Origin of the sequence: Xanthomonas axonopodis pv. maculifoliigardeniae (assembly GCF_041519315.1) — a bacterium.
Lineage (GTDB): Bacteria > Pseudomonadota > Gammaproteobacteria > Xanthomonadales > Xanthomonadaceae > Xanthomonas > Xanthomonas euvesicatoria.
The window spans coordinates 1,081,277-1,100,959 of the sequence record NZ_CP167998.1 but is presented as its reverse complement, the minus strand read 5'-3'; the positions used below and the strand labels follow the sequence as shown (position 1 = coordinate 1,100,959).

At 63.2% G+C, this 19,683-nt stretch carries 17 protein-coding genes and 1 pseudogene; 7 read left to right on the top strand and 11 right to left on the bottom strand.

Annotated features, from left to right (window positions below; all coding sequences use genetic code 11):
• Positions 1-803 precede the first annotated feature (803 nt).
• Complete coding sequence (locus ACDH77_RS04865; protein WP_005915848.1) at positions 804-1,265, top strand: cell wall hydrolase; 462 nt, start codon at positions 804-806, stop codon at positions 1,263-1,265.
• A 408-nt stretch (positions 1,266-1,673) separates the two neighbouring features.
• A complete protein-coding gene (locus ACDH77_RS04860) occupies positions 1,674-2,288 on the top strand; it encodes a glutathione binding-like protein (RefSeq protein ID WP_031421285.1) in 615 nt (204 codons plus the stop codon).
• Positions 2,289-2,372: 84 nt separating this feature from the next.
• Here the strand turns inward: ACDH77_RS04860 and ACDH77_RS04855 are convergent, their stop codons facing one another.
• Together ACDH77_RS04855 and ACDH77_RS04850 are read right to left on the bottom strand one after the other, a co-directional pair.
• Positions 2,373-3,359 carry a malate dehydrogenase gene (locus tag ACDH77_RS04855; protein ID WP_008571655.1) on the bottom strand — a complete coding sequence of 329 codons (987 nt, stop codon included), beginning with the start codon at positions 3,357-3,359 and terminating at the stop codon, positions 2,373-2,375.
• Between the two features lie 118 nt (positions 3,360-3,477).
• Positions 3,478-3,972, bottom strand: coding sequence for a peptidylprolyl isomerase (locus ACDH77_RS04850; RefSeq protein WP_003486644.1), 495 nt, complete (start codon positions 3,970-3,972; stop codon positions 3,478-3,480).
• 241 nt (positions 3,973-4,213) lie between these two features.
• On the opposite strand from ACDH77_RS04850, the gene typA reads away from it, so the two are divergent.
• From typA to ACDH77_RS04835, 3 genes are all read left to right on the top strand, one after another.
• Positions 4,214-6,043 carry a translational GTPase TypA gene (gene typA / locus ACDH77_RS04845; RefSeq protein ID WP_003486646.1) on the top strand — a complete coding sequence of 610 codons (1,830 nt, stop codon included), beginning with the start codon at positions 4,214-4,216 and terminating at the stop codon, positions 6,041-6,043.
• A 67-nt stretch (positions 6,044-6,110) separates the two neighbouring features.
• Positions 6,111-6,530 (top strand): DUF2127 domain-containing protein, encoded by a 420-nt coding sequence (locus ACDH77_RS04840; RefSeq protein ID WP_008571656.1) that lies wholly within the window; start codon positions 6,111-6,113, stop codon positions 6,528-6,530.
• Between the two features lie 104 nt (positions 6,531-6,634).
• Complete coding sequence (locus ACDH77_RS04835) at positions 6,635-8,284, top strand: amidase (RefSeq protein ID WP_031421283.1); 1,650 nt, start codon at positions 6,635-6,637, stop codon at positions 8,282-8,284.
• A 239-nt stretch (positions 8,285-8,523) separates the two neighbouring features.
• Here ACDH77_RS04835 and ACDH77_RS04830 read toward each other — a convergent pair whose 3' ends face one another.
• On the bottom strand, positions 8,524-9,651 hold the full coding sequence (locus tag ACDH77_RS04830; RefSeq protein WP_008571659.1) for a mechanosensitive ion channel family protein: 1,128 nt from the start codon (positions 9,649-9,651) through the stop codon (positions 8,524-8,526).
• Positions 9,652-9,751: 100 nt separating this feature from the next.
• Positions 9,752-11,134: a class II 3-deoxy-7-phosphoheptulonate synthase gene (locus tag ACDH77_RS04825; protein ID WP_031421281.1), complete on the bottom strand. Its 1,383-nt coding sequence runs from the start codon at positions 11,132-11,134 to the stop codon at positions 9,752-9,754.
• A 246-nt stretch (positions 11,135-11,380) separates the two neighbouring features.
• Between ACDH77_RS04825 and ACDH77_RS04820 the strand changes: the two genes are divergently transcribed.
• Positions 11,381-13,504: a TonB-dependent receptor gene (locus tag ACDH77_RS04820; RefSeq protein ID WP_031421277.1), complete on the top strand. Its 2,124-nt coding sequence runs from the start codon at positions 11,381-11,383 to the stop codon at positions 13,502-13,504.
• Positions 13,505-13,563: 59 nt separating this feature from the next.
• Positions 13,564-13,834, top strand: a pseudogene (locus tag ACDH77_RS04815) (hypothetical protein); the annotation flags it as partial.
• Positions 13,835-14,004: 170 nt separating this feature from the next.
• On the opposite strand, the gene ACDH77_RS04810 reads toward ACDH77_RS04815, so the two are convergent.
• The 7 genes from ACDH77_RS04810 to secY form a co-directional block, all read right to left on the bottom strand.
• Positions 14,005-14,523, bottom strand: coding sequence for a disulfide bond formation protein B (locus ACDH77_RS04810; protein ID WP_008571663.1), 519 nt, complete (start codon positions 14,521-14,523; stop codon positions 14,005-14,007).
• 441 nt (positions 14,524-14,964) lie between these two features.
• The gene (rplQ, locus tag ACDH77_RS04805; protein WP_003486665.1) at positions 14,965-15,348 is read right to left on the bottom strand and encodes a 50S ribosomal protein L17; all 384 of its coding nucleotides are present in this window, start codon (positions 15,346-15,348) and stop codon (positions 14,965-14,967) included.
• 180 nt (positions 15,349-15,528) lie between these two features.
• Entirely contained in the window at positions 15,529-16,527 is a 999-nt protein-coding gene (locus ACDH77_RS04800) for a DNA-directed RNA polymerase subunit alpha (protein WP_002811635.1), read from the bottom strand.
• Between the two features lie 53 nt (positions 16,528-16,580).
• The gene (gene rpsD / locus ACDH77_RS04795) at positions 16,581-17,207 is read right to left on the bottom strand and encodes a 30S ribosomal protein S4 (protein WP_002811641.1); all 627 of its coding nucleotides are present in this window, start codon (positions 17,205-17,207) and stop codon (positions 16,581-16,583) included.
• A gap of 15 nt (positions 17,208-17,222) precedes the next feature.
• Positions 17,223-17,615: a 30S ribosomal protein S11 gene (rpsK, locus tag ACDH77_RS04790; protein WP_003486671.1), complete on the bottom strand. Its 393-nt coding sequence runs from the start codon at positions 17,613-17,615 to the stop codon at positions 17,223-17,225.
• A gap of 10 nt (positions 17,616-17,625) precedes the next feature.
• Complete coding sequence (gene rpsM, locus ACDH77_RS04785) at positions 17,626-17,982, bottom strand: 30S ribosomal protein S13 (protein WP_003486672.1); 357 nt, start codon at positions 17,980-17,982, stop codon at positions 17,626-17,628.
• Between the two features lie 332 nt (positions 17,983-18,314).
• On the bottom strand, positions 18,315-19,679 hold the full coding sequence (gene secY, locus ACDH77_RS04780) for a preprotein translocase subunit SecY (protein WP_008571664.1): 1,365 nt from the start codon (positions 19,677-19,679) through the stop codon (positions 18,315-18,317).
• Positions 19,680-19,683: the final 4 nt, after the last annotated feature.

Here is a 19,683-nt window from a genome sequence, read left to right as displayed (position 1 = left end):
TCGCAACGCAGTAGGGCGCACCCCTGGCGCATCGAATGATCGACGAGCTGTCGAAACATGGTCACGCATCCTCCGAACGTCATTCAGTGACGGAAATCGCGTCGTAATGGCAGATAGCTTTCTCTGCAACGGCTGGCGTCTGTGCTGCTTCCGATGGCGTTATCAGCAAGATGCGTCGAGACCCCGCATCTGTACGCATCCAAGATGATGCCTAAATCGCCAAGACTGCAGCACGACGATATATCTCGGACACGTAGCACTTCCGCCATCGCTGGCGTCACCGCAATGCTCTTTTTTCTCGCGCATTCGTGGTCGATGTACGAAACCCAACTGCGCAACTCCAGTGGACCACACAACAACGCGTGACGAGCGCGTGTAAGAAAAATTCGCTTATGCGGAGCGTGCTTTTTTGGCCGCCAGGCGATCTTCCAAAACCAACGCGCAATGCCGCAGCGTACGCGATGTGGCAAAAAATCCAGGCAACACAACAGGCGCTGCAACGATGCGACGCAGATGCGACGCAGATGCGATGTTGCGATGCACGCGACGCGGGTGTGCAGCGCCATGCGTTGCGGGCAGTTGCAATCGTCAACCCCTCTCATTCAGCCGCGATTGTGTGATCGACGCCTACCTTGCGCCAACTTTTTGACCCACCGCATTTGGTGGGCGCCTTCGGCAGATGGTCTTTCGCCGAAGCATTTGGCGACCGGTGGCAGGTCGCCTCCCCATGACGCCAAGCCCTCTGCACTGGTGCATCCACATTGGATGCTCTGCGGACCGGCCCATACGGAGCAAGGAGTTCTATGAAACTTGTTTGGATACTCTGGCTGTCGCATGTGTTGCCGCAGCCAGCCGCAGATTCGCTGTGTTTGAGCACGACCGTCTATCTGGAAGCGCGCGACCAGACCTTGCGTGGCCAGCAGGCCGTTGCAGAAGTTGCATTGCGTCGCCTGGATAGTGGTTTGTGGGGCGACTCGATGTGTCAGGTGGTCACTGCACGCAAGCAGTTCGCGCCGACGATCGTCGCGCCAGGCACGCAGCTGAAGAACGACGATGCCTGGAACAAGGCATTGGGCGTGGCACTGGCGGCGCAGCGCAACTGGGCATTGCCGGTTGGCCAACGCAAGGAGATCGTGCCGGGCGCCAGCCACTTTGCCGCAAGCGCAATTGCGAGCCCCAGCTGGCGTAATGCCTATCAGGTGGCCACCATCGGCGACCACACGTTCTATCGCGTGCAATCGCTGCGCCCGCGCAACGCGTCCTAAGCGCGGACTGTCGCGGTACCTCTGAGCGTCATACGTCGCTGGGATCGTTGATCATCGAGACGCAGTGCCGCTGCGTTTGACGTGTTTCAAGCGCCTATCTCAAGACGCTCATGCGTCGCATACAACGGACACACTGCACGCATGGCGATCGACCAGCGCGGCAGCAAGCCTTATCAGGCACCGACTCGCTTCCCGCGCCCGGACAGGTTGCAAAGAAGAGCCTGACCAGGCCGGAGCCGCCACGTGCGCGCTGCCAGTTCGGTGATGCCGTTCATATCGGCGCGACACCAGCGCGAGCGAGCCATGGGCCAATGAGCGGCGCCCTGCTGAAGCCCAATTCCCGCTGCGCGCTCCACACGGCATCGTCTGCCCGCTAAGCTTGGGTCTTCATTCCCGCGTGGATCGTCCATGAAGCTGTATACCAAGCCCGGCGCTTGTTCGCTGGCAGATCACATCGTGTTGCGTTGGTCGGGGCTGCCGTTCGACCTGAGTGTGGTCGATGCGGCAACGATGAAATCTCCCGAGTATCTGCGTCTGAATCCAGCAGGCTCGGTGCCATTGCTGATGGTCGACGATTGGGCACTGACCCAGAATGCAGCCATTCTCAATTACATCGCCGACATCGCACCGCTCACCGGCCTATCCGGCGATGGCACCGCGCGCAGCCGTGCCGAGATCAATCGGTGGATCGCCTTCGTCAATGCCGACGTGCACCCCACCTTCAAGCCGATCTTCGGCAGCACCGCGTATCTGCAAGACCCGGCGCTGATTGCGCGCAGCCAGGACGATGCGCGCAGCAAATTGCGCACGCTGTACGAGCGCGTCGATGCGCATCTGCAAGGTCGCACCTGGCTTGTCAGCGACAGCCACACCGGTGCCGATGCGTATTTGTTCGTCACCTTGCTGTGGGCGCAGAAAGGCGCGGTGAATCTGGATGGATTGAATGCGCTGCAGGCGTTCGTGCAACGCATGCTGGCCGATGCCGATGTGCAGGCTGCGCTCAAGGCCGAAGGCCTGGCCTGACCGCGCAGTGTCTGCCACGCGAGGCGCAATAAAAAAAACGCCGGGCAATGCCCGGCGTTTTCATGACAGCAGTGACCGAATAACTCAGCCCAGCAGATGCGCCACGCCGCTGCGCTCTTCTTCCAGCTCGGCCAGGGTCTTGTCGATGTACTTCTGGCTGAAGTCGTCGATCGGCAGATCCTTGACGATGGTGTACTTGCCATTTTCGGTGGTGACCGGGAAGCCGAACATCACGCCTTCCGGAATGCCGTAGGAGCCGTCCGACGGCACGCCCATCGTCACCCACTTGCCGTTGGTGCCCAGCACCCAGTCACGGATGTGGTCGATGGCGGCATTGGCGGCGGAGGCGGCCGAGGACAGGCCACGCGCTTCGATGATCGCTGCGCCGCGCTTGCCCACGGTCGGGATGAAGGTGGAAGCGTTCCACTCCTGGTCGTTGATCGCATCACCGACGGAGGCACCATCGGCGGTGGCGAAACGATAATCCGGGTACATGGTCGGGCTGTGGTTACCCCACACCGCCAGCTTCTCGATGCCGGCAACCGGCTTGCCGAGCTTGGCCGAGAGCTGGCTCAGCGCGCGGTTGTGGTCCAGGCGCAGCATGGCGGTGAAATTCTTCGGGTCCAGGTCCGGCGCCGACTTCATGGCGATGTAGGCGTTGGTGTTGGCCGGGTTGCCGACCACCAGCACCTTCACGTCGCGCTTGGCGACCTTGTTCAGGGCCGCGCCCTGTGCGGTGAAGATCTCCGCATTGGCCAGCAGCAGGTCCTTGCGCTCCATGCCCGGGCCGCGCGGACGCGAACCGACCAGCAGGGCGATATCAACGTCCTTGAAGGCCACTTCGGCGTCGTCGGTACCGACCATGCCGGCCAGCAGCGGAAACGCGCAGTCTTCCAGTTCCATCATCACGCCCTTGAGGGCGGCCTGGGCCTTCTCAATGGGCAGTTCAAGCAACTGCAGAATGACCGGCTGGTCCTTGCCCAGCATTTCGCCGGAAGCGATGCGGAACAGCAGGGCATAGCCGATCTGGCCGGCAGCGCCGGTCACAGCAACACGAACAGGTGCTTTCATGGGGTGTTTCCTCTGCTAAAAAACGTTGGTGGGGGTCGCACGCTGGCGGGGCGCAGGGCCTGGCGGCGCGCGTTGACAAGCGAACGGCCGCACATGGCGGCCGTTCGACGGGATGCGATCAGGCGGCGAGGATCTTGTTCCACTCCGCAACGCGGTCGGCTTTGGCGGCCAGCACGGCGTCGGTGTCGCCTTCGATGGTGAGCGTATTGATGGTGTCGCCCTGGGCAACGCTATCGACCACGTCCAGGCCCTGGGTGACCTTGCCGAATACGGTGTGCTTGCCGTCCAGCCACGGGGTGGCGGTGTGGGTAATGAAGAACTGGCTGCCGTTGGTGTTCGGGCCGGCATTGGCCATGGACAACACGCCGCGCTCGTGGCCCACGCCGTTGTTGGTCTCGTCTTCGAAACGGTAGCCCGGGCCGCCGCGGCCGGAACCTTCCGGACAACCGCCCTGGATCATGAAGTCGGCGATGACGCGATGGAAGCTCAGGCCGTTGTAGAAGCCGCGCTTGGCCAGGTTAACGAAGTTGGCAACCGTCAGCGGGGCCTTGTCCGGGTACAGCTCGACGACGATCGGGCCGCGGGAGGTGTCGAAAGTGGCGATCAGGGACATAGAAATCCTTGCAGGTTCTGGGGTGATCAATAGCCCGCTAGGATACACCCGGGTGCGTGGCCGGCCGCATGGGTACGACCATCGTTCAACGCTCCCGCCCGCCCGGCGCGCGGCCCGTCACGCTGGCTGAATGGGCGATCTGAATCGACTCCGGGCAATCGGCAACGGCAGCGCAACGAAACCGCTATAATGTCGGGCTTACCTCATCTCAAGACTGGCGCCAGACAGGGGCCCTTTCCGCATGTCTATCGAAAAACTCCGCAATATCGCCATCGTCGCGCACGTCGACCATGGCAAGACCACCCTCGTCGACTGCCTGCTGAAGCAGTCCGGCACCCTGTCCGAACGCACCGTGTTGGCTGAACGCGTGATGGACAGTAACGACCAGGAAAAGGAACGTGGCATCACGATCCTGGCCAAGAACACCGCCATCACCTGGCAGGGCAACCGCATCAACATCGTCGACACCCCCGGACACGCCGACTTCGGTGGCGAAGTCGAGCGCGTGCTGTCGATGGTGGACTCGGTGCTGATCCTGGTCGACGCGATGGACGGCCCGATGCCGCAGACCCGCTTCGTGACCCAGAAGGCCTTTGCGATGGGCTTCAAGCCGATCGTGGTGGTCAACAAGATCGACCGTCCCGGCGCACGCCCTGACTGGGTGATCGACCAGGTGTTCGACCTGTTCGACAAGCTCGGCGCCACCGACGAGCAGCTGGATTTCCCGATCGTCTACACCTCCGCACTGAACGGCTACGCCAGCCTGGATTCGGACGTGCGCGAAGGCGACATGACCCCGCTGTACGAAGCGATCATGCAGCACGTCTCGGCCCCGGACGTGGACCCGGACGGCCCGTTCCAGATGCGCATCAGCCAGCTGGACTACAACAACTTCGTCGGCGTGATCGGCATCGGCCGCATCCAGCGCGGCACGTTGAAGAAGAACATGCCGGTCAGCGTGATCGACCGCGAAGGCAAGAAGCGCCAGGGCAAGGTGCTGCAGGTGCTGGGCTTCCTGGGCCTGGAGCGTATCGAGCAGGACACCGCCGAGGCCGGCGACATCGTGGCCATCTCCGGCATCCAGGAACTGACCATCTCTGACACCGTGTGCGCGCTCGATCATCCCGAAGCGCTGCCGGCGCTGACCGTGGACGAACCGACCATCTCGATGACCTTCCAGGTCAACAACTCGCCGTTCGCCGGCAACAAGGACCTTTCCGGCGGCAAGTTCCTGACCAGCCGCCAGCTGCGCGACCGTCTGGACCGCGAGAAAGTGCACAACGTGGCGCTGAAGGTCGAGGAAGGCTCGGACGCCGACAAGTTCCTGGTCTCCGGCCGTGGCGAGCTGCACCTGTCGGTGCTGATCGAAAACATGCGTCGTGAAGGCTACGAGCTGGCCGTATCGCGCCCGGAAGTGATCATCAAGGAAATCGACGGCAAGTTGATGGAGCCGATCGAGCAGCTGGTGGTGGACATCGAAGAACAGCACCAGGGCGGCGTGATGGAAAAGCTGGGCACCCGCAAGGGCCAGCTGAAGAACATGGAGCCCGACGGCAAGGGCCGCGTGCGCCTGGATTACATGATCCCGGCGCGTGGCCTGATCGGCTTCCAGAACGAATTCCGCACCCTGACCCAGGGCTCGGGCCTGCTGTTTCACGTATTCGACCACTACGGTCCGAAGGAACAGGGCGCCATCGCCAAGCGCCAGAACGGCGTGATGATTGCCAATGCACCGGGTGCGACCCCGGCATATGCCTTGGGGCCGCTGGAAGAGCGTGGCCGCCTGTTCGCCGCCGAAGGCGACAACGTGTACGAAGGCCAGCTGGTGGGTATCCACTCCAAGGACAACGACCTGACCGTCAACGCGATCAAGACCAAGCCGCTGACCAACATGCGCGCCTCGGGCAAGGACGATGCGATCAAGCTGACCCCAGCGATCAAGTACACGCTGGAACAGGCGCTGGACTTCATCGAGGACGACGAGCTGGTGGAAGTCACCCCGAAGGAAATCCGCCTGCGCAAGAAATTCCTGACCGAAAGCGACCGCAAGCGCGCTGGCCGTTCGGGCTGAGTTGTTGAGCTGACGCGTGAGTAACAAACCCTATAGCCCGGATCCGCGCGCGCATCCGGGACTGCATGTGATCGCCTTGCTTGAGGCGGTCAAGGGGACGCTTGCGCTGTTGGCGGCGACGGGCCTGGAAATTCTGGGCCCGCTCCCGCTGCAAAACGCGGTCATCACCCTGATCCGCCGCTTCAACCTGGACCCCGACCACGGCGCACTGCCGTCGTTGCTCAAGACCATCAGCCCCGATGCGGTGCATCTGGCCGCTGCCGCCATGCTGGCCTATGGCCTGCTGCATGTGGTGGAAGCCTGGGGTCTGTGGCGTGCCAAGGCCTGGGCCTCGGTGCTGGGCTGCCTGTCGGCGGCCATCTATCTGCCTTTCGATATCTACGCCATCGTGCGGCATCCCGGCTGGACCGCCTGGGGTGTGCTGGCGATCAACCTGCTGGTGGTCGGCGTGCTGGCACGCGACCTGGTGCGACGCCGCCGTCGCTGAGCCTGCCTGCCCGTTGGCGGGCACGTCCTTACGTTGTCACCCCGACGCAGCGCCGTTAGCCTGCGACTTCTCCCCGGGGACGACCATCCATGCGATCCACCCTTTTGTCCTTCGCGCTGCTTGCCGCGCTGTGCGGCTGTGCGCATGCCGATGATCCGTCGCGTTCTGCGGCCAGCGCTGCCGACGCGTCCACCGCCCACCCTCTCGATCTGAGCGAGGCCGACGTGGCCGGCCTGCAGGCGCGCATGGCCAGCGGCCAGAGCAGCAGCCTGCAACTGACGCGCGCGTATATGCAGCGTATTGCCGGCATCGATCGCGCCGGCCCCAGGCTCAACGCGGTGATCGAACTCAATCCACAGGCCGAAGCCGACGCACGCGCCCTGGATGCCGAACGCAAAGCCGGCCACGTGCGTGGGCCGCTGCACGGCATCCCGGTGCTGCTCAAGGACAATATCGACGCGCTGCCGATGGTCAACAGCGCCGGCTCCCTCGCCCTGGCCGAGTTCCGCCCCGCTCGCGATGCGTTTATGGTGCAGCGCCTGCGCACCGCCGGCGCGGTGATCCTGGGCAAGACCAACCTCAGCGAATGGGCCAATTTCCGCTCCACCCAATCCAGTTCCGGCTGGAGCGGACGCGGAGGGCTCACGCGCAATCCATATGCGCTGGATCGTAATCCCTGCGGCTCCAGTGCCGGCACCGGTGCGGCCATCGCGGCCAGCCTGGCCACCGTCGGCATCGGGACCGAAACCGATGGCAGCATCACCTGTCCGGCATCGGTCAACGGCCTGGTCGGGCTCAAGCCGACCGTTGGCCTGGTCAGTCGCGACGGCATCATCCCAATTTCCGCCAGTCAGGACACCGCCGGCCCGATGACCCGCAGCGTCGCCGATGCGGCTGCAGTGCTGCAGGCCATCGCCGCACCCGACCCGCAGGACCCCGCCACCGCCAAGGCACCGGCGACCAGCGTCGATTATCTCGCCTACCTGAAACCCGACAGCCTGCGTGGCGCGCGCCTGGGCCTGTTGCGCAACCCGCTGCGCGAGGATCCGGCAATCGCCGCGGCGCTCGACCGCGCCGTGCGCACCCTGCGTGACGCTGGCGCCACCGTGGTCGAGACCGCCCTGGTCACCGATGGCAAGTGGGATGCTGCAGAGCAGATGGTCTTATTGGTCGAATTCAAGGCCGGCTTGAACGCGTATCTGCAGAACCACCACGCGCCTGTGGCGAACCTGGAGCAGTTGATTGCGTTCAATCGCAAGCACGCGCAGCGCGAAATGCCGTACTTCGGGCAGGAATTGTTCGAACAGGCGCAGGCAGCGCCCGGTCTCGACGATGCGGGGTATCTGAGCGCGCGCGCCAACGCCAAGCGATTGGCGGGGCCGGAAGGCATCGACGCAGCCTTGAAGGCAGATCGCCTGGATGCCTTGATCGTGCCCACGACGGGCGCGGCGTGGATCACCACACTCGGCAAGGGCGATACCTTCCCCGGCGCCGGCTATGGTGCCGCGGCGGTGGCCGGCTATCCAAGCCTGAGCGTGCCGATGGGACAGACCCAGGGCTTGCCACTGGGCCTGTTGTTCATGGGCACGGCCTGGAGCGAGCCGCGCCTGATCGAGCTGGCGTATGCATACGAGCAACACAGCCATGCGCGCTTTACGCCTGGCTATGCGCCGAGTGCGCCGGCTGCGCCAGGTGGGGCCACGTCAGGCACGATACCCGTCGCGCCTGCGCCCGGTTCGCACCAGCATGATTGACCGCCGTTATACCTGGCGCCCAAGAAGGATGCCCCGGCGGGTGCTTGTGCAACTGCCTGCCGAACACATTCGATGCCGGCAGTTGCGCAATACCACCCGATAAAAGCAGTCCCACAAACGCAACGAGCGTCGCCAGGCGGCGTGGGCGGCGCGCAAGAACCGCCTGTCCGCGGAATACATGCCGGTTTCGGGCACCGGCCGCACGCGCCTGGCAGGGATGCAGTCGTTTTCTTGGCGCGCTAGATGCTAGCCGCAGGCTCGCCGTCTTCTGCGCCCGGCGAGCGCACGCTCTCCTGTGCAATCGGCTCGGCAGGGCGTGATGGCGTTCTTTCCTGCGTTGCGATTTCGGCGCGCAGCCTCGGCAAGGCATACGCATGCTCGCGGGTCAGGAAATCGATCATGCGTTCGCGCACCAGGCAGCGCAGATCAAAGGCATCGCCGGAATTGCGCGCGCTCACCAGCAGTCGCACCTGGATGGTGTTGTCGCTGGTGTCGGTAATCTGGGTCACGCACACGCGGCCGTCCCATAGCGGTTCGCTGTGGCAGATACGCTCCAGTTCCGCACGTACCGCTGCAATCGGCGTACGGTAATCCAGCCACAGGAACGCGGTGCCGAGCAGATCGGCACTGCTGCGCGTCCAGTTCTGAAATGGGTTTTCAATCCACCAGGTCAGCGGCACCACCATGCGGCGCTCGTCCCAGATCCGCACCACCACGTACGAGCTGCCGATCTCTTCGATGCGGCCCCACTCGCCTTCCACGATCACTACGTCATCCAGGCGAATCGGCTGGGTCAGTGCAATCTGCAAACCGGCGATCAGGTTGCCGAACACCGGCTTGGCCGCGATACCGGCCACCAGCCCGATGATGCCGGCCGACGCCAGCAAGGTCTTGCCGATCTGGCGTACCTGCGGGAAGGTCAGCAGCACCACCGAAATGCCGAGCAAGATCACCGTGCCCATCAGCACGCGGCTCAGCACCCGCGTCTGGGTCTGGATGCGCCGCGCGGTGAGGTTGTCCGACACCTCGATCGGATTGCTGCGCAAGATCGCCGCCTCGCCGGCGGCCACCGCGCGTACCAGCAACCAGGTGACGCAGCCGACGATTCCCAGGTGCAGCAGATGCTGCACCGCTGCCAGCGCCTTGCCGGCCAACGGGGTCGCTTCGGTGGCAACCCCCAGAAACAACAGCGGCAAGATAAACGCCGCCGGTAGCGTGATCACGCGAATGATGCGCGCACGGCGGTAGTCGCGACCCTGCATGCGGCGAAACAGCCACAGCATCAACGACCAGGTGACGATGCCCGCCAGCAGCGAGGCACCGAGCGGAATTGCATATTCGCGGATGACGTTCCAATCGGCAGTCAAACCGTTCCTCCTGTGGGGGGAAAGAGGGATGGCTGCCAGAGCATGCCGCACGCGGCATGAGCATCACGTCATGCGCACACGTTGATCATCCGCCCAGCGGCTACGAAGCCACCTGTTGTTGCTTGCGCACGATCGCCATCGCAATTTCCAGCGACTGTTCGTAGTTCAGCCGCGGATCCACGCTGGAGCGATACGCCCGTTCCAGATCGCGCTCGGTGAGCTCGCGCGCACCGCCGGTGCATTCGGTGACATCTTCGCCGGTAAGTTCCAGATGCACGCCGCCCAGCCGCGTGCCGGCGGCCGCGTGCAGGTCGAAGGAGGTCTCCACTTCGTTGCGGATATTGTCGAAACGCCGCGTTTTATAGCCATTTCCGGTGCTTTCGGTATTGCCATGCATCGCATCGCACACCCACAGCACCCGCCGCCCGTCGCGCTTGACCGCATCCAGCAACGGCGGCAATTTGTCGGCGATCTGCGCCGCGCCCATGCGATGGATGAAGCTCAAACGCCCGGGCTCGTCCTCGGGATTGAGCACATCGATCAGGCGCAGCAGCTGGTCCGGCTGCACCGACGGACCCACCTTGATCGCGATCGGGTTACGCACGCCACGCAGGTATTCCACGTGCGCGCCATCCAGCGCGGCCGTCCGCATCCCGATCCACGGGTAGTGCGTGCTGAGATTGAACCAGCCCCACTGACGCGGCACCTGACGGGTCAGGCCTTCTTCGTACGGCAGCAACAACGCCTCGTGCGAGGTGTAGAAATCGATGCGATTGAGGTTGTACACCTCTGCCCCGGACAGCGTTTCCATGAAGCGCACGGCGTCGCCGATCGAGGCAACCATCTTCTGGTAGTCCGCCGCCAGCGGCGAATAGCCCACCCAGTCCAGATTCCAGTATTCGGGGTGATGCAGGTCGGCGAAGCCGCCGTCGATCAACGCGCGCACGAAGTTCATCGTCATCGCCGAGCGCGAATGTGCGGTGATCATGCGGCGCGGGTCGGGCACGCGCGCGGCCTCGGTGAAGGCCGGCGCATTGATCACATCGCCGCGATAGCTCGGCAAGGTCACGCCATCGCGCGTTTCGGTGTCGGCCGAGCGCGGCTTGGCGTATTGCCCGGCAAAGCGACCCACCCGCACCACTGGCAAATGCAGGCCGTGCACCAGCACCAGGCTCATTTGCAGCAGCACCTTCAAACGGTTGGAGATGGTGCCCGATTCGCAATCGCTGAAATTTTCGGCGCAATCGCCACCCTGCAGCAGGAAGCGCTTGCCTTCCTGCGCTTCGGCCAGCTGGCGCTTGAGCGCAAAGATTTCCCACGAGGTCACCAGCGGCGGCAGCCGCCCCAACTCGTGCATGGCCGCCTGCAGCGCGTTCTCATCCGGGTACACCGGCAGCTGCAATGCAGGCTTGCCGCGCCAGCTGTCCGGCGCCCACGCTGCGGCGGCCGAATCGGTAGCGGAAGTGGCAGCGGAAAGATTCATGAAAGGACTCCTAGGCAGCCTGCGATGTTGGCAGAGCCGGAACGCTACGCAAAGCGCCTGAAGGCCAATGGCACCGAATTGCCGCCGCGTCCGTCCGACGCGCGGTCGCGCGCCGGCCCTTTCGACCTGAACAGCAAACAACATCGCCCGTCGAGCCATGACTTTCGACCTACGCTAGCGCTCGCCAAAGCGCTCAACGTTACAAAATAACAACACCCTCCCCCTCACTCGCCTCGCGAAACTGCCATGACTCCTCGTCTTCTGTCTGCTGCCATCACCGCCGCCCTGCTGGCCGCCCCCATCGGTGCGGCGTTTGCCGCCGATGCCGACTCCGAACGCACGACCGATCTGGACACGGTTAACGTGATCGCCAAGCTCGAGGCGGCGCGCAATGCCCTGTCGCCGGACATCGGCAGCAGCCAATTTGCCATCACCGCTGACGATATCGATCGCCTGCCGCTCGGCGCGGCGACTCCACTCAATCAGGTCCTGCTGCAGGCGCCGGGCGTGGTACAGGATTCCTACGGCGGCATTCACGTCCGCGGCGACCACGCCAACCTGCAGTACCGCATCAACGGGGTGATGATTCCCGAATCCATCTCCGGTTTCGGCCAGAGTCTGGAGCCGCGCATCATCAAGAACCTCAAGCTGCTCGATGGTGCGCTGCCGGCGCAGTTCGGCGACCGCACCGCAGCCGTGGTCGACATCACCACCAAGAGCGGTGCCGAACTCGGCAATGGCGGCAGCGTCGGCATCACCGCCGGCTCATTCGGCACCATCAACCCCAACGCCTCGCTGTGGGGCAGCAGCGGGCGTTGGAGCTGGTTCGTCAGCGGCGATTACGACCAGAACAAGAATGGCCTGGAAAACCCGGTCGACAGCCTCAACCCCATCCACGACAAAACCCATCAGGGCAAGGGCTTCGCCGATCTGACCTACCTGGTCAACGAGAACACCCGTCTCAGCCTGCTGGTCGGCTACGCGAACAACCGCTTCCAGATCCCCAACAATCCGGGGCAGACGCCAGCCTTCGATTACCTGGGCACCACCGATTTCGACTCCTCGCGCCTGGACGAGAACCAGCGCGAAAACACCCGTTTCGGCACCCTGGCCCTGCAAGGCACGCTCGGCGACACCAACTATCAGCTCTCCGCCGGCCAGCGTTACAGCAGCGTCGCCTTCTCCCCCGACGTTGCCGGCGACCTGATCTTCAACGGCATCGCCTCGCAGGTGGACCGCAGCAACCGCGCCAATACCGTGCAGGCGGACTTCGCAACGCCATGGGGCGGCTCGCATACGCTGCGCTACGGCGTGTACGGCAATTTCGAACACGCCATCGCCAGCAACAATTCGTCTGTCTTCCCCGCCAACGACGACGGCAGCCAGAGCAGCAACGTGCCACTGTTCATTCCCGACGGCAGCCGTTTCCATGCCAGCACCTACGCGCTCTACCTGCAGGACGAGTGGAAGATCGGCGAAGATTGGACCGTCAATTACGGGTTGCGCGGCGACAAGTACAAGGCCTTCGGCACGACCGAAGGTCAACTCAGCCCGCGCCTGGGCGTCATCTGGCACGCCACCGACAGCACCACCATGCATGCCGGATACGCGCGTTACTTCACCCCGCCGGCCAGCGAGCTGATCTCCACCAGCGACATCGCGCTCTACGACGGCACCACCAACCAGCAGTCGGCCGGTGACGGTCCGACCACGCCACTGAGCGAACGTAGCGACTACTACGACCTGGGCATCTCGCAAGTGGTCACCGACCATCTGACGCTTGGCCTGGACACCTATTACCGCAAGGCCGACCGGCTGCAGGACGAAGGCCAGTTCGGTGCCGCCTATATCTATTCCACCTTCAATTACCGCTATGGCCGCATCCGCGGCGCCGAATTCAGCGCCGACTACACCAACGGGCCAGTGACGGCATATTTCAACCTCGCCTACAGCAAAGCCATGGGCAAGCGGGTCATGACCAGCCTGTACAACTTCGATCCGGATGCGCTGGCCTACACCTACGACAACTGGATCCACCTGGATCACGATCAGAAGCTGACCTCGTCCGGCGGCATCAACTACGCCTTCAGCGAAGGCAGCAAGGTCGGCCTCAACTATCTGTTCGGCAGCGGATTGCGCACCGATACCGACACCGTGCCCAACGGCGCCTCGCTTCCGTCGTACTTCCAGTTGAATGCCAGCGTCGGCCACGACTTCGACGTCAATACGCATCCGCTGCATGTGCAACTGGCCGCGGTCAATGTCCTCAACCGCAGCTACCAGTTGCGCGATGGCGGCGGTATCGGCGTCTTCGCGCCGCAGTGGGCGCCGCGCCGCGGCGTCTATGTGAGCCTGCAGCAGGACTTCTGACGCGGTGCAAGGCAGCGAATGGACCGGAACAACACCGGCCCATTCGTTGCCGAAGTCCGATGACCAAGCCTGCAGCACGGCTGGCCACGCTGCGGACCGCCTGCCCGGCTGATGCGCATCGTTTGGCAGACACGTAAATATCGGCTTATCGATTGAAGCAATGCCGCGATCCATCCGCGCTAGCCAGCGGAAAGAGCCAGGAATCAGTCACGTCTCCAATGTCGTTCTTGGCGCTCGCGGTCGACACGCCGCAGACGCATGCAAGCGGCAGCAACGGCATCCAGTATCAAGGCCAGGAAGCAGACGCGTCGAGCAAGCGCAGCGCAGGCGCCTTGCGACGAATCAAGCCGCCTGACCTGCAGCGGATCAGGCGGCCCTTCAACCGCCAACCGCGCATCAGCCTCGCCTAAGCAACGCACAGCGCCCGTTGCCCGTCACGATCCCACTGCACGCCTACAAGGCTGCCGCAGGGCTTTGCAAGGCGCTAGCCCTGCCATGCGTCAGTGATGGACCGAGCTACGCCGCGCCTTGAAGCCCGCGTACAGCGCCCACAACGCCAACCCCACGAACCACACCATGCTCCACATGGGCATGCTCAACCCGAGGAAGCGCCAATCGATATTGCCGCAATCGCCGGTGCCGGTCAGCACGGTGCGGAACACCTCGAAGGGCCCCATGGTCTCGCTCAGAAAGCTCAACGGCGGCCCGCACGAAGACATCATGTCCTTGGGCCGGATCTGCACCCACACATGCCGCGCAGCGATGCCCATGCCCACGCCCGCGGCGATGAAACTCAAGACCCCATAGACCTTGCGCCCGGCGGCGGCACGCGGCCCATGCAGCGCGCCGAGCAGAAAAAACACGGCCAGCGCCGCGAAGGCGATCCGTTGGAAGATGCACAGCGGGCAAGGCTCCAGACCCAGATGCAACTGCACATAGATCGCGTAAGCCAGCAATCCTGCGCATGCAAGAAAGCCCAGCAGAAACTGCGCCCGGAAACTCCAGCGAAATGGATTCATCGTCACTGCTTGCCTTGGGTCAAGTCGTCGATTATCAGCCATCGCCACGGCCGTGACCACGCATGACTGAGCGGGCAGTCCAATCGCGCGAGCGCCTGGTGCTTGTGCGCTGCAGCGCCGCGGCGACACGGGCTGACACGCATGCGATGTCCGAAAGACCAGGGCCCACCGCACGCCCACCCGCGAGCGGCAATCCAGAGCCCGCAAGCCGTCGTCGACCAAGCGGAAGGAGATTCCAATTGGCCGAGCAAGCGGCAGCAGCTGCACTGGATCATAGGCTTTGGCGACGTCGCCCTGCTTGCTGCGTAACGCACACATCCACGCGCACGCACGCGTGCCCGTGCAGTCGACAGCCGTCGGCAGACACGCAGTTTCAAGCATCCAACAAAAAAGCCCGGCGTCAGCCGGGCTTCTTCGAGAATCTGTGCAGCAGCGATCCGATTACTCGGCCACTTCTTCGGCAACGACCGGACGGTCGACCAGCTCGACATACGCCATCGGCGCATTGTCGCCGGCACGGAAGCCGGCCTTCAGGATGCGCAGGTAGCCGCCGGGACGGGTCGCGTAACGCGGGCCCAGTTCGACGAACAGCTTGCCCACGGCTTCCTTGTCGCGCAGGCGAGCGAACGCCAGACGACGATTGGCAACGCCATCGACCTTGCCGATGGTGATCAGCGGCTCGGCGACGCGACGCAGTTCCTTGGCCTTCGGCAAGGTGGTCTTGATCAGCTCGTGCTTGAACAGCGAGGCGGCCATATTACGGAACATGGCTTCGCGATGCGCGCTGGTGCGGTTGAACTTACGGCCGGATTTCTGGTGACGCATGAGTATGGTTTCCTAGGGAATGTTGAGACTGCTTGAGAAACGTTGTCGCCATCCTGGCGCTGTTGAATGGACTGCGGTTGGTCCGAGCCGGCCGTCCTTGAACCGGATGTCATCGCAGGCTTTAACCCGTCGATGTAGAAAACAAACATGGGCGCCCGAAGACGCCCATGCCTTGATGCATTAACCAAGCATGCCGTGCTGGGCGACACCGGCCGGCGGCCAGTTCTCCAGCTTCATGCCCAGCGCAAGGCCTCGCTGTGCCAGCACTTCCTTGATTTCTGTCAGCGACTTCTTGCCCAGATTCGGGGTCTTAAGCAGCTCGACTTCGGTCTTCTGGATCAGATCGCCGATGTAGTAGATGCTCTCGGCCTTGAGGCAGTTGGCCGAACGCACGGTCAGCTCGAGGTCGTCGATCGGACGCAGCAGCACCGGATCCACGCCGCTGGCAGCCGGCTTGGCCGCACCGCGATCGCGGTGGGTGAAATCGCCGAACACCGACAGCTGATCGCTGAGGATGTCGGCGGCGGTGCGCACGGCTTCCTCGGCATCGATCGTGCCGTTGGTTTCGATATCGATGACCAGCTTGTCGAGGTCGGTACGCTGTTCGACGCGCGCAGCTTCCACGGCGTAGGCAACGCGACGCACCGGCGAGAACGACGCATCCAGCATCAGACGACCGATGGTGCGGGTCTCTTCATCCGGGCGACGACGCGCAGCAGCCGGCTGGTAGCCAAAGCCACGCTCGATCTTCAGGCGCATGTTCAATGCGGTGTCTTTGGTCAGGTGGCAGATCACGTGGTCGCCGTTGATGATCTCAACGTTGTGATCGGTCCTGATGTCTGCCGCAGTGACCGTACCCGGACCCTGCTTGGACAACGACAGCGTGGCGCTGTCGCCACTGTGCATACGAATCGCCACGTCTTTCAGGTTCAGCAGGACGTCAAGCACGTCTTCCTGCAAACCTTCCACCGTGGTGTACTCGTGCAGCACGCCGTCGATCTCGACCTCGGTGATCGCAAAACCGGGGATCGACGACAACAACACACGACGCAGGGCATTGCCCAGCGTGTGCCCGTAACCGCGCTCCAAGGGTTCGATCACGACCTTGGCGCGGTTGTCGGTAAGACGTTCGATCTGCGGACCACGGGGGCGCAGAACCTGGTTGGCGGTAACCGTCATGTTGCGGGGTCTCCTGCGAACCTCCGGCAGTACCGGAGGTTCTCCAATGTGAATTACTTCGAATACAACTCGACGATCAGCGCTTCGTTGATATCCGAAGGCAGGTCAGCGCGATCCGGAACGGCCTTGAACACGCCGCTAAACTTCTTCGAATCGACTTCAACCCACGACGGCGTCATGTCGTGCTGCTCAGCCACGGTCAGGGCTTCCTGCACGCGGAGCTGCTTCTGTGCCTTTTCCGACAGCGTGATCGCATCGCCAGCCTTGATCTGGTACGAGGCCAGATTCACCGACTTGCCGTTGACCAGCACGCCACGGTGCGACACCAGCTGGCGCGCGGCCGGACGGGTGACGGCAAAGCCCATGCGGTAGCAGACGTTGTCCAGACGGGTTTCCAGCAACTGCAGCAGGTTCTCGCCGGTGTTGCCCTTCTTGGTCGAGGCCTTCTTGTAGTAGTTGCGGAACTGACGTTCCAGCAGACCGTAGATACGCTTGACCTTCTGCTTTTCGCGCAGCTGGGTGGCGTAGTCGGAGAGCTTGCCCTTGCGAGCAGCACCGTGCTGGCCGGGCTTCTGCTCAAGCTTGCACTTGGAGTCCAGCGCACGCGCCGGGCTCTTGAGGGAAAGGTCGGCGCCTTCGCGACGCGCGAGCTTACAGGTAGGACCGATATAACGAGCCATTTCTTATCGCTCCCTTTAGACGCGACGCTTCTTCGGCGGACGGCACCCGTTGTGCGGGATTGGCGTCACGTCGATGATGTTGGTGATCTTGTAGCCCACGTTGTTCAACGAACGCACGGCCGACTCACGGCCCGGACCCGGACCCTTGATACGCACTTCCAGCGACTTCACGCCGTAATCGAGCGCAGCGCGGCCAGCCTTCTCGGCGGCAACCTGCGCAGCGAACGGGGTCGACTTGCGCGAACCACGGAAACCGGCGCCGCCGGACGTAGCCCACGACAGCGCGTTGCCCTGGCGATCGGTGATGGTGACGATGGTGTTGTTGAACGAAGCGTGGACGTGAGCGACGCCGTCAGTGATGACGCGCTTGATCTTCTTCTTCGTTTTCTTTTCTGCTGGCTTGGCCATGATCTATCCCTTACTTCCTGATCGCCTTGCGCGGACCCTTACGGGTGCGGGCGTTGGTACGGGTGCGCTGACCACGCAGCGGGAGACCACGGCGATGACGCAGACCGCGATAGCAGCCCAGGTCCATCAGTCGCTTGATCGCGATACCGATTTCGCGGCGCAGGTCGCCTTCGACGACATACTTGCCGACTTCGGCGCGCAGGCGCTCGATTTCGGGTTCGGACAGATCACGAATCTTCGTGGTCGAGGTAACGCCTGCGGATTCGCAGAGCTTCTTCGAACGGGTACGGCCGATGCCGTAGATGCTTTGCAACCCGACCCAGACGTGCTTCTGGGCTGGCAGGTTGACGCCTGCAATACGCGCCATGACGCGATTCTCCAACTGAGTGATGGCCCGACAGCGCCCAGGCGCCATCCGGCAGGATGGATCAAAAGTGAACTCGGAATTATAGCAAGGCCTCGGATTGCTTTGAAGCCCGTGAAACCAGAGGTTCCATGGACCCGGCGTGGGGAGTGTGCCCTCGCTCCGGCGCCGGACGATGTTGATCCAGAAAACTGCTCCGAATCGCCTGTGCTACTCCCGCACAGGACCACCCCGTCACACCCGCGCGCGAGACGTCGCGCGAGCCGCCCTTCTGATCGGAAGATCGTGGCCCGGGAACCGGGCCGTCTTCACGCAATGAAGATCTAGTGTACCACTTAACCGCGCGCAAGACCGCCGCGCGAGCCGCCCTTGAGGTTGGCCTTCTTCAGCAAGCTCTCATACTGGTGCGACATCAGATGCGCCTGAATCTGCGCAATGAAGTCCATCACCACGACCACTGCAATCAACAGCGAGGTGCCGCCGAAGTGGAACGAGGTGCCGAGCTGCGTGCGCATGATTTCCGGCAACAGGCACACGATCACCAGGTACAGCGAACCGGCCGCGGTCAGGCGCGTCAGCACGCCATCGACGTAGTCGGCGGTGGCCTTGCCAGGACGGATGCCCGGAATCAGCGCGCCCGACTTCTTGAGGTTGTCGGCGGTTTCCTGCGAGTTGAACACCAGCGCAGTGTAGAAGAACGCAAAACCGATGATCAGCGCAGCGAAGACCAGCATGTGCACCGGCTCACCGGGCCCAAGCGCGTTGGCGATCTTCTGCAGCCAAGACCCCACCCCACCCGACGCCGCCTGGCCCGACCACATCGACAGCGTCGCCGGGAAAGCGAGGATGCTGGACGCAAAGATCGGCGGAATCACGCCGGCCATGTTGAGCTTGAGCGGCAGGAACGAGGTCTGGTTCATGTACGCATTGCGACCGCCCTGGCGGCGCGCGTAGTTGACCGTGATCCGGCGCTGCCCACGTTCGACAAATACGACGAACAGCGTGAACGCCAGGATCGTGATGACGATCAACAGCAGCGAAATGAAGCTCAGATTGCCTTCGCGGAAGGCTTCGACCGTCTGGATGGCTGCCGACGGCAGGCCAGCCACGATGCCGGCAAAGATGATCAGCGATACGCCGTTACCGATGCCGCGCTCGGTGACCTGCTCGCCTACCCACATCAGGAAGATGGTGCCAGCGGTTAATGCGATCACCGCGGTGAGCACGAAGCCCATGCCCGGCGCATACACCACCGGAGCGCCACCGGGCGCGGTCTGGTTCTGCAGTGCCAGCGCGATACTGCCGCCCTGCACCACAGCCAGCAACACCGCACCGATGCGCGAATACTGGGTGATCTTGCGTCGACCCGACTCGCCTTCCTTCTGCATCGCCTTGAGGGCGGGAAAGATATGCGTGGCCAACTGGATCACGATCGACGCCGAGATGTACGGCATCACGTTCAACGCAAAAATACTGAAACGGTGCAGGGCGCCACCCGAGAACATGTTGAACATGTCCACGATGCCGCCGCCCTGCGCCTGCATCAACGAAAGCATGGCATCGGGATTCACGCCCGGCACCGGCACATAGCAGCCGATGCGATAGACGATCAATGCCCCGAGGACGAACAGTAGCCGCTGGCGAAGTTCCGTGAACTTGCCGAGCCCGCCACCGAGGTTACCAATGCCAGCCTGCGCCATCTGC

Coding starts and splice junctions, on each gene's coding strand:
- ACDH77_RS04865 (WP_005915848.1), top strand. CDS start 804: ATGAAACTTGTTTGGATACTCTGGCTGTCGCATGTGTTGCCGCAGCCA.
- ACDH77_RS04860 (WP_031421285.1), top strand. CDS start 1,674: ATGAAGCTGTATACCAAGCCCGGCGCTTGTTCGCTGGCAGATCACATC.
- ACDH77_RS04855 (WP_008571655.1), bottom strand. CDS start 3,359: ATGAAAGCACCTGTTCGTGTTGCTGTGACCGGCGCTGCCGGCCAGATC.
- ACDH77_RS04850 (WP_003486644.1), bottom strand. CDS start 3,972: ATGTCCCTGATCGCCACTTTCGACACCTCCCGCGGCCCGATCGTCGTC.
- typA (WP_003486646.1), top strand. CDS start 4,214: ATGTCTATCGAAAAACTCCGCAATATCGCCATCGTCGCGCACGTCGAC.
- ACDH77_RS04825 (WP_031421281.1), bottom strand. CDS start 11,134: ATGAATCTTTCCGCTGCCACTTCCGCTACCGATTCGGCCGCCGCAGCG.
- ACDH77_RS04820 (WP_031421277.1), top strand. CDS start 11,381: ATGACTCCTCGTCTTCTGTCTGCTGCCATCACCGCCGCCCTGCTGGCC.
- ACDH77_RS04810 (WP_008571663.1), bottom strand. CDS start 14,523: ATGAATCCATTTCGCTGGAGTTTCCGGGCGCAGTTTCTGCTGGGCTTT.
- rplQ (WP_003486665.1), bottom strand. CDS start 15,348: ATGCGTCACCAGAAATCCGGCCGTAAGTTCAACCGCACCAGCGCGCAT.
- ACDH77_RS04800 (WP_002811635.1), bottom strand. CDS start 16,527: ATGACGGTTACCGCCAACCAGGTTCTGCGCCCCCGTGGTCCGCAGATC.
- rpsD (WP_002811641.1), bottom strand. CDS start 17,207: ATGGCTCGTTATATCGGTCCTACCTGTAAGCTCGCGCGTCGCGAAGGC.
- rpsK (WP_003486671.1), bottom strand. CDS start 17,615: ATGGCCAAGCCAGCAGAAAAGAAAACGAAGAAGAAGATCAAGCGCGTC.
- rpsM (WP_003486672.1), bottom strand. CDS start 17,982: ATGGCGCGTATTGCAGGCGTCAACCTGCCAGCCCAGAAGCACGTCTGG.
- secY (WP_008571664.1), bottom strand. CDS start 19,679: ATGGCGCAGGCTGGCATTGGTAACCTCGGTGGCGGGCTCGGCAAGTTC.